15 protein-coding genes are annotated in these 13,143 nt (G+C 61.2%); 7 read left to right on the top strand and 8 right to left on the bottom strand.

The features are described from left to right. Positions 1-129 precede the first annotated feature (129 nt). Entirely contained in the window at positions 130-2,646 is a 2,517-nt protein-coding gene (locus VFW72_RS02200) for a DUF1631 family protein (protein WP_329672622.1), read from the top strand. On the opposite strand, the gene pdxA is transcribed toward VFW72_RS02200, so the two are convergent. Continuing rightward, positions 2,635-3,708 carry a 4-hydroxythreonine-4-phosphate dehydrogenase PdxA gene (pdxA, locus tag VFW72_RS02195; RefSeq protein WP_329672621.1) on the bottom strand — a complete coding sequence of 358 codons (1,074 nt, stop codon included), beginning with the start codon at positions 3,706-3,708 and terminating at the stop codon, positions 2,635-2,637. The two genes, VFW72_RS02200 and pdxA, sit on opposite strands and share 12 nt — an antisense overlap. A gap of 64 nt (positions 3,709-3,772) precedes the next feature. Between pdxA and hisI the strand changes: the two genes are divergently transcribed. The 5 genes from hisI (at position 3,773) to tatC (ending at position 6,204) form a co-directional block, all read left to right on the top strand. Further along, complete coding sequence (gene hisI / locus VFW72_RS02190) at positions 3,773-4,162, top strand: phosphoribosyl-AMP cyclohydrolase (RefSeq protein WP_329672620.1); 390 nt, start codon at positions 3,773-3,775, stop codon at positions 4,160-4,162. An 8-nt stretch (positions 4,163-4,170) separates the two neighbouring features. Next, complete coding sequence (locus tag VFW72_RS02185; RefSeq protein WP_329672619.1) at positions 4,171-4,539, top strand: phosphoribosyl-ATP diphosphatase; 369 nt, start codon at positions 4,171-4,173, stop codon at positions 4,537-4,539. 145 nt (positions 4,540-4,684) lie between these two features. Continuing rightward, positions 4,685-4,921 carry a Sec-independent protein translocase subunit TatA gene (gene tatA, locus VFW72_RS02180; protein WP_329672618.1) on the top strand — a complete coding sequence of 79 codons (237 nt, stop codon included), beginning with the start codon at positions 4,685-4,687 and terminating at the stop codon, positions 4,919-4,921. Between the two features lie 3 nt (positions 4,922-4,924). Beyond that, on the top strand, positions 4,925-5,410 hold the full coding sequence (locus tag VFW72_RS02175) for a twin-arginine translocase TatA/TatE family subunit (protein ID WP_329672617.1): 486 nt from the start codon (positions 4,925-4,927) through the stop codon (positions 5,408-5,410). An 11-nt stretch (positions 5,411-5,421) separates the two neighbouring features. Beyond that, the gene (gene tatC / locus VFW72_RS02170; RefSeq protein ID WP_329672616.1) at positions 5,422-6,204 is read left to right on the top strand and encodes a twin-arginine translocase subunit TatC; all 783 of its coding nucleotides are present in this window, start codon (positions 5,422-5,424) and stop codon (positions 6,202-6,204) included. A 96-nt stretch (positions 6,205-6,300) separates the two neighbouring features. On the opposite strand, the gene VFW72_RS02165 is transcribed toward tatC, so the two are convergent. Next, positions 6,301-7,485, bottom strand: a complete 1,185-nt coding sequence (locus tag VFW72_RS02165) for a S1C family serine protease (protein ID WP_329672615.1) — start codon at positions 7,483-7,485, stop codon at positions 6,301-6,303. Positions 7,486-7,516: 31 nt separating this feature from the next. Between VFW72_RS02165 and VFW72_RS02160 the strand changes: the two genes are divergently transcribed. Beyond that, complete coding sequence (locus VFW72_RS02160; RefSeq protein WP_329672614.1) at positions 7,517-8,266, top strand: Nif3-like dinuclear metal center hexameric protein; 750 nt, start codon at positions 7,517-7,519, stop codon at positions 8,264-8,266. A 67-nt stretch (positions 8,267-8,333) separates the two neighbouring features. Here VFW72_RS02160 and VFW72_RS02155 read toward each other — a convergent pair whose 3' ends face one another. The 6 genes from VFW72_RS02155 to hisC all read right to left on the bottom strand — a co-directional run bounded on the left by VFW72_RS02155 (position 8,334) and on the right by hisC (position 13,111). Continuing rightward, positions 8,334-8,918 (bottom strand): CBS domain-containing protein, encoded by a 585-nt coding sequence (locus VFW72_RS02155; protein WP_329672613.1) that lies wholly within the window; start codon positions 8,916-8,918, stop codon positions 8,334-8,336. 182 nt (positions 8,919-9,100) lie between these two features. Beyond that, positions 9,101-9,880, bottom strand: coding sequence for an imidazole glycerol phosphate synthase subunit HisF (gene hisF, locus VFW72_RS02150; RefSeq protein WP_329672612.1), 780 nt, complete (start codon positions 9,878-9,880; stop codon positions 9,101-9,103). 3 nt (positions 9,881-9,883) lie between these two features. Then, positions 9,884-10,630 carry a 1-(5-phosphoribosyl)-5-[(5-phosphoribosylamino)methylideneamino]imidazole-4-carboxamide isomerase gene (gene hisA, locus VFW72_RS02145; protein WP_329672611.1) on the bottom strand — a complete coding sequence of 249 codons (747 nt, stop codon included), beginning with the start codon at positions 10,628-10,630 and terminating at the stop codon, positions 9,884-9,886. 36 nt (positions 10,631-10,666) lie between these two features. Continuing rightward, positions 10,667-11,353: an imidazole glycerol phosphate synthase subunit HisH gene (hisH, locus tag VFW72_RS02140; protein ID WP_329672610.1), complete on the bottom strand. Its 687-nt coding sequence runs from the start codon at positions 11,351-11,353 to the stop codon at positions 10,667-10,669. Positions 11,354-11,399: 46 nt separating this feature from the next. Beyond that, positions 11,400-12,014, bottom strand: a complete 615-nt coding sequence (gene hisB, locus VFW72_RS02135) for an imidazoleglycerol-phosphate dehydratase HisB (RefSeq protein ID WP_329672609.1) — start codon at positions 12,012-12,014, stop codon at positions 11,400-11,402. Next, the gene (gene hisC, locus VFW72_RS02130; RefSeq protein WP_329672608.1) at positions 12,011-13,111 is read right to left on the bottom strand and encodes a histidinol-phosphate transaminase; all 1,101 of its coding nucleotides are present in this window, start codon (positions 13,109-13,111) and stop codon (positions 12,011-12,013) included. The genes hisB and hisC overlap by 4 nt, the downstream gene beginning before the upstream one ends. Between the last annotated feature and the right edge of the window lie 32 nt (positions 13,112-13,143).

The raw sequence follows: 13,143 nt of genomic DNA, 5'->3' as shown, positions 1-13,143 counted from the left end.
CTGGGTGAACAACGCATTCGTGACAGTTTGAAACAAGGCCATCAGGTTCAGCGGATCGCGTCGATAACCAACGTAGCCAGAGGGCTGGCTAACACAAACGTTGCGATACCGATTGACTGGACCGAAGCCGTGACCGACCCCCGTCTTGATTCCGTCTTGCAGGCAGCACTGGCTCGCCTGGAGTCGGCCATGCATGAGGCCGCCAACTCGTCGGGCACCGTTCTGGGGCAACTGGCTTTGAATTCCAGCAGCGCGACCCAGCGACAACTGCTGATGGATGCCGAACACATCCTGAGCAAGGAAAGCGGCAAACTGCATCGCTCCTTCGCCAAGGAACTGCAGGAGCGAGTCGAAAAAGAGGCCCGACGCCAGGCGGACAGCAAGAGCGGCATGCTCTCCGACACCGATTGGTCGATGCTGTCTTTGGTCGATGACGCCGAAGTCGAACGCGGCGTGGCCGCAGATCGATTGGCCGCCCAACTCGCGGGTGAATGCGACAAGGCGCTCGAAGCACTGAACAGCTATCTGAGCGCCGCCCTGGAAGATGGCAGCCCGAATACCAATCCCTTGCGTCCGCAGGTGATTGCCAAAGCCTGGTTGAAGGCCCTGGGCGAGCTGTGTGATGACCTGGGCGTGATCAACCTGATCGTTCAACAAACCGGGCGCCAACTGTCTCGACAGCTGAGCTCAGCCTACGAGCAAACCACCCAGGAGCTGAAAAACCTGGGCATCCAGCCGCAGAGTCTGTCGGTGCACCGCACGCGCGGCGCGGGCGGCGCCACCGAGTCCGGCTCGGACCACGCCAACACGCGGCCCAACTCTCTGCACGACACCGGCCCCGGGCATACGCAACCAGGGCACTGGAACAGCCCAACACAACCCGGCCCTCTGACAGGCAGCGGGAACGCGCCTTGGTACGGACCTCAAAGCGAACCCCACGTACGGGCTGCTCAGGCGCTGAGTGAAATGTTCGGCATGAGCGTGCCGATGGGGGCCACCGATGGGCCTGCGCCCATCAGCTTGCGGGCAGGCCGCCCCCAACCTGGTCAATTTGCCCCGATCACACCAGACTTCCGCAACCTGTTGCGCCAATTGAGCGTGCAAACGGCGGCGACGGACTGGTCTGCAACTTCGCCCGGCGCCGATTTTGATCCGAACGCCTTGGGCGCGGCGGGTACCCTCCCCCCCGGAGCTGGATTTGCCGGCCCCTTGATGGCCCCCAACCTGATTCGCGCCCACCGCGACGAACTCGTCCGCGCCAGCGGGGGCGCCGCCATTGATCAGATGGTGATCGACATCGTGGCCGCGCTGTTCGATCAGGTTCTGTCTGACCCCAAGGTGCCACCAGAGGCCGCACGGCAAATTGCCCGACTGCAAATGCCGGTGCTGCGCGTCGCCCTGGGTGACATGAGCTTCTTCAATTCACGCAAGCATCCGGTTCGGCGCTTCGTGAATCGCATTGCTTCGCTGGCCTCGTCATTCGACAACCACAAGGAAGGCCCTGGCAAGGAGTTCCTGGCGCACATCACAGAATTGGTCAACGACATCGTCGAGGGCGACTTCGACAAGATGGAGTTGTACGAAGCCAAGCTCAAAGAGCTGGAATCGTTCACCGAGTCGGAAACCGAGCGAGAGATTGCCGAGCAAGCTGCCGTGGCAGCACTGCTGAACAACAAGGAAGCCGATCTGCGGGTGCAACAGCGCTACATGCAGATCCTGCGCAAAGAGCTCGCTCAGATCGAGATGCCCGAGTTCGTGCGCGATTTCCTGGCTCAGATCTGGAGTCAGGTGCAGGTCATGGCCTCTGCGCGTGACGGCGCGCAGTCGGAATTGGCGGTTCGCATGCGGAAAGCCGGCCACGAGCTGGTCAGCAGCGTGCAGCCCAAGGGCAGCCCCCAACTGCGCAAGGATTTCCTGCTGCGCTTGCCCAAGCTGATGAAGGACCTCAATGAGGGCCTCGCACTGATCCAATGGTCTGAGGACGCCAAAAAGGAGTTCTTCGCCCAGCTGTTGCCCGCCCACGCCGAATGCCTCAAGGCGGCGCCTCAGCATGAATTGACCCAGCGCCTGCAGGAAAACGCGCTCAACAAGGTCGAACAGCTGTCCATCCCCAGCCGGGAGGAGGCCGCCAACGACCCACTGCCATCCACGCTGGAGGACTTGAATGCCCCTCCTCTGCTGACCGTCGTGACCGCTTTGTCGCCCGACGAGGTGCAAAAGGCCGGTTTCGTTCACGAAGCCGCCATCACAGCAGCGGGTGACCTGGACATCAATCTGGACGCCCCGGGTGAAGCCGACCCGTCTCTGGCGGAACTGGACATCAATCTCGACATTCCTCCGCCCCCCACATCGGGCATCCAGCTGGTGCACCACATTCAAAAGGGCACCGCTTATCAGATGATGATGCAGGGCGAATGGAAAAAGGTGCGCCTGACCTGGGTGAGCGAAGGACGGTCGTTCTTCATCTTCACGCAGGGCCACCACATGCACAAGCAGACCATTTCGCTGACAGGACGCACCCTGGCGAAAATGTGCGAGAGCGGTCGCTTCAAGGCTTACGAGCAGGCTGAACTGATCGAGCGCGCCACAGTCCGCGCACGTCGCCAGCTGGCCGCACTGGCCATGCCGAAAAAATCAGCCGCCTGAGCCCTGCCCGGAAATCAGTACCTGCGCCATGCGCATGGCCTGGATCAGGCTGGACGGATCAGCCCGCCCGGTGCCTGCCAGATCAAAGGCGGTGCCATGATCAGGGCTGGTGCGCACAAAAGGCAGCCCCAGCGTCACGTTCACCCCGTGATCCAGCCCCATGTATTTGACCGGAATGAGCCCTTGGTCGTGGTACATCGCCACCACCACATCGAACTCGCCCGGGTGCTCGGGCGGAGCATGACGCGCGCGCATGAACACGGTATCGGGCGCCAAAGGGCCCATGGCCTGGATGCCCGCGCGTCGCGCCGCCTCAATGGCTGGGCCAATGATGCGAAGCTCTTCATCGCCAAACAATCCGCCCTCGCCTGCATGAGGGTTCAAGCCGGCCACAGCAATGCGCGGCTGCTTGAGCCCCCATTGCAGGGCACTGCGGTGGGTGATCTCGATCGTTTCGAGCACAGCCTCGAAGGTGACCTGCTCGATTGCCTGCCGCAGGCTGACATGAATGGTGACCAGCACGGTTTTGAGTTGGTCATTCATCAACATCATGCGAACCGGTGCGGGCGGTTGCCCTGGGGGTGCCCCTTCTGCTTGCAGCAATTCGGTATGCCCAGGATAGGGCTCCCCAGCCTCTGCCAGGGCCTCTTTGTGCAAGGGCGCTGTCACGATGCCTGCCACCCCCCCATCTTGGGCCAAACTCACCGCAGCCCGGATACAGGCTGCCGCAGCCAAACCGGCACGCCGATCCACCCGCCCGAGCGGCGCATCGATCAAATCAGAGGGCAACCCGGGAGGCGCCCACACCCCCATCTGCCCAGTCGTCAAGCTCCGCCAGTCGTCGGGGTTTGACAAGGCCACCACATGAGGCCGCTGCTGCACGGCAAAGCCGCCCGTTTGCCCTACGGTGACCACCGCCCGAGCCATGACCGCCGGACAACCGATGACCAGCCCTTGGGGTGATTCGGCTGCCCAGAGCTTGGCCAAAATTTCGGGACCGATGCCACAGGCATCCCCCATGGTGAAGGCAAGAGGTTGAGGCGAAGGCACTGAATGGCTCATGACAGAAGATGGCAGGGGCGCGGAAATAACGAGACTGACACGCCCCCGTTGATACACTTCAGGCATGACTTGGTTAGATGATATTCGCTGGGATGAAAACGGGCTGGTTCCCGTCATTGCCCAAGAGGCCAGCACGGGCGACGTGCTCATGTTTGCCTGGATGAACCGTGACGCCCTGGCGCTGACCGCCGAGCGCGGTGAGGCTGTGTACTGGAGCCGTTCTCGCCGAAAGCTGTGGCACAAGGGTGAAGAATCCGGCCACATGCAGAAGGTTCACGAAATTCGCCTGGATTGCGATAACGACGTGATTCTGCTGAAAATCACCCAGCTGGGCCATGAGCCAGGGATTGCCTGCCACACGGGTCGCCACAGCTGCTTTTTCAGCCGGCTGGAAAATGGTGAATGGAAACCGGTCGATCCGGTCTTGAAAAACCCGGACTCGATCTACAAATAACCAGCAACATGAGCGACTCTCAAGCCAACACTCTCGACGTACTGGCCCGCGTGGCCGACGTCATCGAGTCACGCAAAGGCGGCGACCCCGACAAAAGTTACGTGGCGCGCCTGTTTCATAAAGGCACCGACACCATCTTGAAAAAGGTGGGCGAAGAAGCCACCGAAACCGTGCTCGCGGCCAAGGACATGGCCACTGATGCCAGTGACGCGAACCGCAAAGCCCTGGTCGGCGAGTTTGCCGACCTGTGGTTTCACTCGATGGTGGCCATGGCCCACCTGGGACTGGGGCCTCAAGACGTGGTGGCAGAGCTGGCTCGCCGGGAAGGCCTCTCAGGCCTGGTGGAATTTGCGTCTCGCCCAGGCAACAAAGTTTGACACCACCTAAGCTGGCACCACATTTGCTATGAATTAAACCGATATCAACATGCCCACCGTGGTCGACACAATCGGTTTAGAGTGCAGGCTGCACACCGCCAATGCAGGCGTTTTTTGAATAGACCTTTTCTTCGGAGTACTCAAAATGGGTTCCTTTAGCATCTGGCACTGGCTGATCGTGCTGCTGATCGTCGTCATGGTGTTCGGCACCAAGAAGCTCAAAAACGTTGGCCAGGATCTGGGCTCTGCGGTCAAGGGCTTCAAGGACGGCATGAAGGGTGAGGACGGCGGAGCCAATCAGGCCGCAGCCCCTCAGCAGGTCACCAACGCGACCCGTCAGGACAGCAACACCGTCGACGTCGACGCCAAAACCAAGTCCTGATCCGTGATTGACTTTGGCATTGACAAACTGGCGATCATCGGCGCAGTCGCCCTGATCGTCATTGGCCCTGAAAAGCTGCCCCGCGTCGCCAGGACCATCGGCGTTCTGGTGGGCAAGGCGCAGCGCTACGTTTCGCAGGTGCAAACCGAGGTCAATCGCTCGATGGAGCTCGACGAGCTCAAAAAGATGAAGCAGGGCATTGAAGAAGCGGCCCACAACATCAACACCGAGGTGTCAGCCGGCCTGCAGGAAGCCACACGCGACCTGTATACCGAAGACAGCGAGATGGCCCACCGCTACGGCAGCTTCGGCGATGCCGATACGCCCTACTACGGCAACGCCACCCCCGTGCGAAAGAATTGGCGCCTCAAGCGTGGTGCAACGCCCCTTTGGTACAAGCAAAAAAGCGGGGTGCGCCGCCACGCTCAATCCGGTGCAGCCCGTGTGGCTCGCTTCCGACCACAGCCTCCCCACTCCACCCGTAACTGACAGCCCCAGCCGTGAGCGACTCATCCAAAAGCCCCGATGACCTGGAGGGCGCGGAACAGCCTTTCATCACCCACCTGATCGAGTTACGTGACCGACTGGTCAAAGCCTTGGTCGCTGTCGGCGTGGTGTTTGTGGCTCTGGCGCTCTACCCCGGCCCTGCTGGGCTTTACGACTGGCTGGCCGCTCCTTTGGTGGCCCATCTGCCCAAAGGCGGCACCCTCATTGCCACCAACCCCATCTCGCCCTTCATGGTGCCCATCAAGGTCACCATGCTGGCTGCGTTCATGCTGGCCCTGCCCGTGGTGCTTTATCAGATCTGGGCCTTCATTGCGCCTGGCCTGTACAACCACGAGAAGAAGTTGGTGATGCCGCTCATCGTGTCCAGCACCTTGCTGTTCTTCGCAGGCGTGGCATTTTGCTATTTCTTCGTGTTTGGCAAAGTGTTCGCCTTCATCCAGACCTTTGCGCCCAAAAGCATCACGGCTGCGCCTGACATCGAGGCGTATCTCAGCTTCGTGCTCAACATGTTCCTGGCCTTCGGCGCCGCCTTCGAAGTGCCGGTGGTACTCGTCATTCTGGCCAGAATGGGGCTGGTTTCGGTGGAGAAGTTCCGCGAGTTCCGCAGCTACTTCATCGTGATCGCTTTTGTCATTGCCGCGGTGATCACCCCACCTGACGTGGTGTCGCAATTGTCGTTGGCCATCCCCATGTGCCTGCTTTACGAACTGGGCATCTGGGCCGCGGTGCTGTTTGTGAAACACACGCAAGCACCGGACAACGAAACCGCTCGCTGAACTTCGGCTGTCACGATCAGGCCGATCGTGACACGCGCCCCTGCTCGCGGCCAGAGGGCCAGCTAGCTAGCCCCCATCAGCCAACGTCAATTGGCGTCATTCTTCCTGGCTTCGAATTTGAGGCTGAACCGTGGCTTTGGGTCGCTTGGCCACCACCACCGAAAGCGTCATGGCTTGATTGCCTCGCTGCACCTTGACTGCGGCCGGTTTGCCTGGCGGCAGCGCCGCCACGGTGTTGAGCAACTGTGAGGTGTTGTTGACCGGTGCCGATGCGACCTGCGTGACCACATCCCCCGGGCGAATGCCCGCCAAGGCCGCCGGTCCGTTGTGCAACACGCCGGTGATCAGCACGCCCTCACGAATGGGCAAGTTGAAGGTTTCGGCAATCTCAGGTGTGAGGTCACGCGGCTCCACGCCGATCCAGCCGCGCGTTACCTGCCCTTCCTTGATCAGGCTTTCCATCACCTGCCGAGCCACCGACACGGGAATGGCAAAGCCAATGCCCAGGCTGCCCCCCGAACGAGAGTAGATGGCGCTGTTGATCCCCACCAGATTGCCCTGGGCGTCGACCAGCGCCCCACCCGAATTACCGGGGTTGATGGCCGCATCGGTTTGAATGAAATTCTCGAACGTACTGATGCCCAACTGATTGCGGCCCAGCGCGCTGACAATGCCAGCCGTGACGGTTTGCCCCACACCGAACGGATTGCCGATGGCAAGCACAGCATCGCCCACCAGCAGGTTGTCGGAATTGCCAAAGGTGATCGTAGGCAGGCGGTCGAGATCGATCTTCAACACCGCCAGATCGGTTTCCGGATCGGTGCCAATGACTTTGGCTTGAGTCTTGCGACCATCGACCAGCATGACCTCGATGTCATCCATGTGGTCGATGACGTGGTTGTTGGTCAGGATGTAACCCTCGGGCGAGACAATCACGCCCGAGCCCACACCCGACTGCGCCTGGCCTTGCTGATCACCGAAAAAATAGCGGAACCATTGATCGCCCCGCTGATTGCGGGCGGGCGATGTGCTGGTGATGACACTGACCACCGTGGGCGCCGCAGTCCGAGCGGCATCGGCATAGCCGCTGGAATGAATTTGCCCACTCACCAATCGCCCCGGCGCCGACGCCCCCTGGGCGACCACTGACACCGTGGCATCGGGCAACGCCGGGCGCCACGTCACCCCCTGCAGCCACTGCGGCTTGAAGGTGGCCACCACAAACAACACTGCCATCGCCACAGTGGCGGACTGGGCAAAAATCAACCAAACTTTACGCATGTGAATGTCACTGTTCGAAGAAAGAGCTGCTGTGATTGATCGAGACACACTGAACCGACACCTGGATAACTTGCTGGAGGTGTCGCGATTCAAGGATTATGGTCCGAACGGTTTGCAAGTTGAGGGCAAAGCCGAGATTCGCAAGGTCGTCAGCGGCGTGACCGCCAGCATGGCATTGATCGAAGCGGCCATTGCTGCCAAGGCCGATGCCATCATCGTGCACCACGGCCTGTTCTGGCGCGGCCAGGACGGCCGGCTGACCGGCTGGATGAAACGCCGCGTGGCCGCCCTCATGGCTCACGACATCAACCTGTTTGCCTACCATTTGCCGCTGGATGCCCACCCCAGCCTGGGCAACAACGCCCAGTTTGGCAAACGTCTGGGCTTGGCCGCCGATCACCATTTTGGGGATCAGGATCTCGGCTGCTTGAGTGAGTTGCCAGAAGCCATGACTCTGGCAGGCTTGTCCGACCAGGTCGCCCTCGCACTGGGCAAGCCTCCAACAGTCGTGCCAGGCGATGGGCGCCCGCTGCGTCGCATTGCGTGGTGTACGGGTGGCGCGCAAGGCAGCTTCGAAGCCGCCATTGCGGCCGGCGCAGATGTGTATCTGACCGGTGAGATTTCGGAGCCTCAAACCCACTACGCCCGCGAAACCGGCGTGGCCTACCTGGCCTGCGGGCATCACGCCAGTGAACGCTATGGGGCTCAAGCACTCGGCCGCCGCGTGGCCCACGACTTCTCGCTGGACCACGAGTTCATCGACATTGACAATCCGGCCTGATCACCCGCGCAGAATAAGCGAGACACCCGCGCCACACGAAGCGGCTCGGGTTCACCGAACATGCCCCTCAATGCGCCAGAACAGACTCCAGTTCGGCAAAGGTGCGTGAGTGCAGGTCTGCATGGATGGGCTTGCGCATGGCCATCTCCAGCCGCCTGGCCGAGAACAGTCCGCGCAAACAGGTTTCACCATTCTTGGTCTGCGTGACCAACAGGTAGCGCAAGTTGTGTTCATGCAGGGTGGCTTCGATGTCGCCCAGCCGCGCGGTTCGCACCTGGCTGAGATCCACCACATCCCAAGACCCCACGGGCACCATGACATCGGCCAGGGTCAACTCGCGCATGGGCACATGCTGACTCGAAGCCCGCACGACCGGGCGTTCACCCTGGATGTCTTCTGCGGTGACCATGCCCACCAAGGCCCCATCGGCCCCAGAAACGAACACCATACGCACCCCAGCGCGCTGCATCAGATGCAGCGTGGGCTCAATGCCATCTTGATAGCTGGCGATCACGCACGGGCTTTGCTGCAAGTCGGTCAGCAAGCTCATGGCGGGATGATGAGGCTCGGCCGTTCGAGACACCGAGGGCAAACGGGGCGCCTGATCCAAAGACTGCAGAGTCAGCGGCCTGAAACGATTGGCAAGTGGCATAGCGACGTCCTTTCCAGAACACACACACTCCATCGACAACGTCAGATTACGCCTAAGCGCGCCGTTCGGAAATGCCTATGGCCCCGGACCTGCCCTGTTGATGTGAAACCCATCACGATGTAAAAGAGGCCCCGCAGGGCCTCTCGCATCGCTTCACCATCGACCCGCAAGCCGCATCGGGTTCACAGCCGAACTGGAATACCTCGCTGAGCCATCAAGGCCTTGGCTTGCGCCACGGTGTATTCGCCGTAGTGGAAGATGCTGGCTGCCAACACGGCGTCGGCACCGCCTTGCTGCACGCCATCAGCCAGGTGATCGAGGTTGCCCACGCCACCCGAGGCGATGACCGGCACGCCCACAGCGTCGCTGACTGCGCGGGTCAGGTCCAGATCGAAACCCGATTTGGTGCCATCGCGGTCCATGCTGGTCAGCAGGATCTCGCCGGCACCATAGTCGGCCATTTGCTTGGCCCACGCGACGGCATCCAGGCCCACGTTCTTGCGGCCACCATGGCTGTAGACATCCCAACCCGGACCGCGTGCGGCCAGGTCGTCGCCCTGGCGCTTCTTGGCGTCAATGGCCACCACGATGCATTGCGAACCGTACTTGTCAGACGCATCGCGAATGACCTGGGGGTTGGCAATGGCTGCCGAGTTGAAGCTGACCTTGTCAGCACCGGCATTGAGCAGACGGCGCACGTCTTCCACCGTGCGCACCCCGCCGCCCACGGTCAGCGGGATGAAGACCTGGCTGGCCACCGCTTCGATGATGTGCAGGATCAGATCGCGACCATCGCTGGTGGCCGTGATGTCCAGAAACGTGAGTTCGTCGGCCCCTTGCTCGTTGTAGCGGGCCGCGATTTCAACCGGGTCGCCTGCGTCACGCAACTCCACGAAGTTGACGCCTTTGACCACGCGCCCGCCTGTCACATCCAGGCAAGGAATGATGCGTTTGGCCAGCACGGATCAGCCCTTGCCGTTGAGTTCGTCAGCCAGCTTCTGGCCTGCAGCCAGATCCAGATCACCGGTGTAGATCGCGCGGCCGCAGATCACGCCTTCCACGCCTTCGGACTCGACTGCGCACAGGGCTTCGATGTCCTTGATGTTGGACAGGCCACCCGAGGCGATCACGGGAATGGTCAAGGCCTGAGCCAGCTTGACGGTGGCTTCGATGTTGATGCCCGACAGCATGCCGTCACGGCCAATGTCGGTGTAGATCACGCCTTCCACGCCGTAGTCTTCAAACTTCTTGGCCAGGTCGATGACCTCGTGGCCAGACAGCTTGCTCCAGCCATCGGTGGCCACCTTGCCATCTTTGGCGTCAAGGCCGACGATGATGTGGCCGCCAAATGCGGTGCAGGCATCACGCAGGAAACCGGGATTTTTCACCGCGGCGGTGCCAATGATGACGTAGCTCAGGCCGTCATCCAGGTAGCGCTCGATGGTGTCGAGGTCACGGATGCCACCGCCCAATTGCACCGGGATGTCGCCGCCGACTTCCTTGATGATGGACTTGATGGCCGACTCGTTGACCGGCTTGCCGGCAAACGCACCATTGAGGTCGACCAGATGGAGACGGCGCGCGCCGGCATCCAACCAGCGGCGCGCGATGGCAGCCGGGTCGTCACCAAAAGTGGTGGAGTCGTTCATATCGCCTTGCTTGAGGCGCACGCATTTGCCGTCTTTCAGGTCAATCGCAGGGATCAGCAGCATGTTGTTGCTACAAGGGGTGGGGAATCGGTAAAAAAATCAGGGCTTCCACTGAAGGAAGTTGCGATACAGGGCCAAGCCGTGCTCCGCACTCTTCTCAGGGTGGAACTGAGTGGCAAAAATGTTATCCCTTGCCACGACGCAGGTAAAGCGAACGCCGTACTCGGTTTCGCCAGCGCTATGTTGGGGATTGTCCACAACCGCATGGTAGCTGTGAACGAAGTAAAAGTAACTGTCGTCAGGGATGCCCGCCCACACCGGATGCGGCTGACCGCCCCAAACGGCAGCATGGCGCGCTTGGTGAACACGGTTCCAACCCATCTGCGGCACTTTATAGCGGCTACCGTCGGGCTGCTTGAGGCCGTCCAGGCGGAATTTGATGACCTTGCCAGGGATCAGGCCCAGGCCAGGCGTGTCCTGCTCTTCCGAGTGGTCGAGCAGCATCTGCATGCCCACACACACCCCCATCAAGGGCTTGTTGGCAGCCGCGTCGAGCACGGCGCCCAGCAGTTCGCCACCATGGGCTTCACGCAGTTCGCGCATGCAGTCACGCATGGCGCCCTGCCCTGGCAGCACGACGCGTTCGGCGGCACGCACCACGGCGGGGTCATTGGTGACCACCACTTTCAGGTTCAGGTCTTTGGCTGCGTGTTCAACGGCCTGCGAAACGGAACGCAGGTTACCCATGCCGTAATCAATCACGGCCACGGTAGATGGCTGGCTCATGGCGTCAGAAAGAAAACATCACAAGGGGCGTCGAGACGGGAGCGGCTCACAGCGAGCCCTTGGTCGACGGGATGATGCCGGCCATGCGGGGGTCGCGCTCCAGCGCGGCACGCAAAGCGCGAGCAAATGCCTTGAACACGGTTTCGCACTGATGGTGCGCATTGGCGCCCTTCAGGTTGTCGATGTGCAGCGTGACGCCAGCGTGATTGACAAAGCCCTGGAAGAACTCGAAGGTCAACTGGGTGTCAAAACCACCGATGCTGCCAGCGGTGAAGGGAATATCAACATGCAAGCCAGGACGGCCAGAGAAGTCGATCACCACACGCGACAGGGCTTCATCCAGAGGCACATAGGCATGCCCATAACGGCGGATACCCTTTTTATCGCCCACAGCCTTGGCAAACGCCTGGCCCAGGGTGATGCCCACGTCTTCCACCGTGTGGTGGCCGTCGATGTGCAGATCGCCCACGGCATGGATGTCCAGATCGATCAGGCCGTGACGGGCAATCTGGTCGAGCATGTGGTCGAAGAAGCCAATGCCGGTGTGCAGCTTGGCGGCGCCCGTGCCGTCCAGATTCACGCGAACGGTGATCTGGGTTTCAGCGGTGTTGCGGGTGACTTCGGCGATGCGGTCGGTTCCGACCTGTTCTGGAGCGTTCATGCGGGGCTGGAAGTAAGGGGTTCGCGCAAGATGTCGGCCAGCGCTGACATCAGGGCGTCATTTTCCGAGGGCAAGCCCACGGTCAAACGGACACAGTTTGCCAGCAAACGGTGCAGTCCTGAGACATTTTTGATCAGGATGCCACGTGCTTTGAGTTCCGCAAACACGGCGGCAGCGTCGTTCACCCGCACCAGAATCATATTGGCCTGGCTGGGGTAGGCCTTGGCGCCAGGCATTTGGGCCAGCGCTGCCAACAGGCGCTCGCGCTCGGATTTGATCACTTCAGCTTGGCGGGCAAACTCGTCGGCGTGCTCCAGGGCGAACAGGGCCGCCTCGGTGTTGAGCACGCTGATGTTGTAGGGGGGGCGCACTTTTTCGACCTGCTCGATCAGGTCCTTGCGGCCCATCATGTAGCCCAAGCGGACACCGGCCAAGCCGAACTTGGACAAGGTGCGCATGAGCAGCACATGGGGGTGGCGATTCAAGCGATCCAGATACGACTTCGACGCGAACGGCTGGTAGGCCTCATCCATCACCACCAGGCCTTCGCCATTGGCGGCCACCGCGTCGATGATCTGCTCGATGGCGGCGTCGTCCCACAGGTTCGCGGTGGGGTTATTGGGGTAGGCGATGTAGGTGATGGCGGGCTTGTGCTCGCGGATGGCCGCCAGCATGGCTGGGGTGTCCAACTCGAAATCAGCCGTGAGCGGCACGCCCACAAAACGCATGCCGGTTTGCTTGGCAAAGGCCTCGTACATGACGAAGCCGGGCAAAGGCGCCAGCGCCACGGCCCCCGGCTTGGCACAGGCCACGGACAACAAGGAGATCAGCTCATCCGAACCATTGCCCAGCACCAAACCGCAGTCAGACGGCACCTTGGCATAACTGCGCAAAGCCACATGCAGATCGTTGATGCGCGTGCCGGGGTAGCGATTCAGCGCCACGCGGCCCAGTCGCTGCCCCAACTCAGCCTGCAACGCAGCGGGCAGCGTGAAGGGGTTCTCCATCGCGTCGAGCTTGATGTAGCCAGCGGCATCTTGCACATGGTAGGCGTGCATGGCCAGCACATCGGGACGGAAGACGTCGAGCAAACTCATGGTGGGGCTTTGGTGATGGCGCTTGACAGGCT

The sequence above is a fragment of the Aquabacterium sp. genome (assembly GCF_036273115.1).
Classification (GTDB): Bacteria; Pseudomonadota; Gammaproteobacteria; order Burkholderiales; family Burkholderiaceae_C; genus Aquabacterium.
The sequence above is the reverse complement of the archived record's forward strand: the minus strand, read 5'-3'. Positions and strand labels throughout refer to the sequence as shown.

Excerpts from the sequence above, each read along its gene's own strand:
- hisA (WP_329672611.1), bottom strand. The coding sequence starts at position 10,630 with ATGCTGCTGATCCCTGCGATTGACCTGAAAGACGGCAAATGCGTGCGC.
- hisI (WP_329672620.1), top strand. The coding sequence starts at position 3,773 with ATGACTTGGTTAGATGATATTCGCTGGGATGAAAACGGGCTGGTTCCC.
- hisB (WP_329672609.1), bottom strand. The coding sequence starts at position 12,014 with ATGAACGCTCCAGAACAGGTCGGAACCGACCGCATCGCCGAAGTCACC.
- tatA (WP_329672618.1), top strand. The coding sequence starts at position 4,685 with ATGGGTTCCTTTAGCATCTGGCACTGGCTGATCGTGCTGCTGATCGTC.
- VFW72_RS02185 (WP_329672619.1), top strand. The coding sequence starts at position 4,171 with ATGAGCGACTCTCAAGCCAACACTCTCGACGTACTGGCCCGCGTGGCC.
- pdxA (WP_329672621.1), bottom strand. The coding sequence starts at position 3,708 with ATGAGCCATTCAGTGCCTTCGCCTCAACCTCTTGCCTTCACCATGGGG.
- VFW72_RS02155 (WP_329672613.1), bottom strand. The coding sequence starts at position 8,918 with ATGCCACTTGCCAATCGTTTCAGGCCGCTGACTCTGCAGTCTTTGGAT.
- hisH (WP_329672610.1), bottom strand. The coding sequence starts at position 11,353 with ATGAGCCAGCCATCTACCGTGGCCGTGATTGATTACGGCATGGGTAAC.
- VFW72_RS02165 (WP_329672615.1), bottom strand. The coding sequence starts at position 7,485 with ATGCGTAAAGTTTGGTTGATTTTTGCCCAGTCCGCCACTGTGGCGATG.
- hisC (WP_329672608.1), bottom strand. The coding sequence starts at position 13,111 with ATGAGTTTGCTCGACGTCTTCCGTCCCGATGTGCTGGCCATGCACGCC.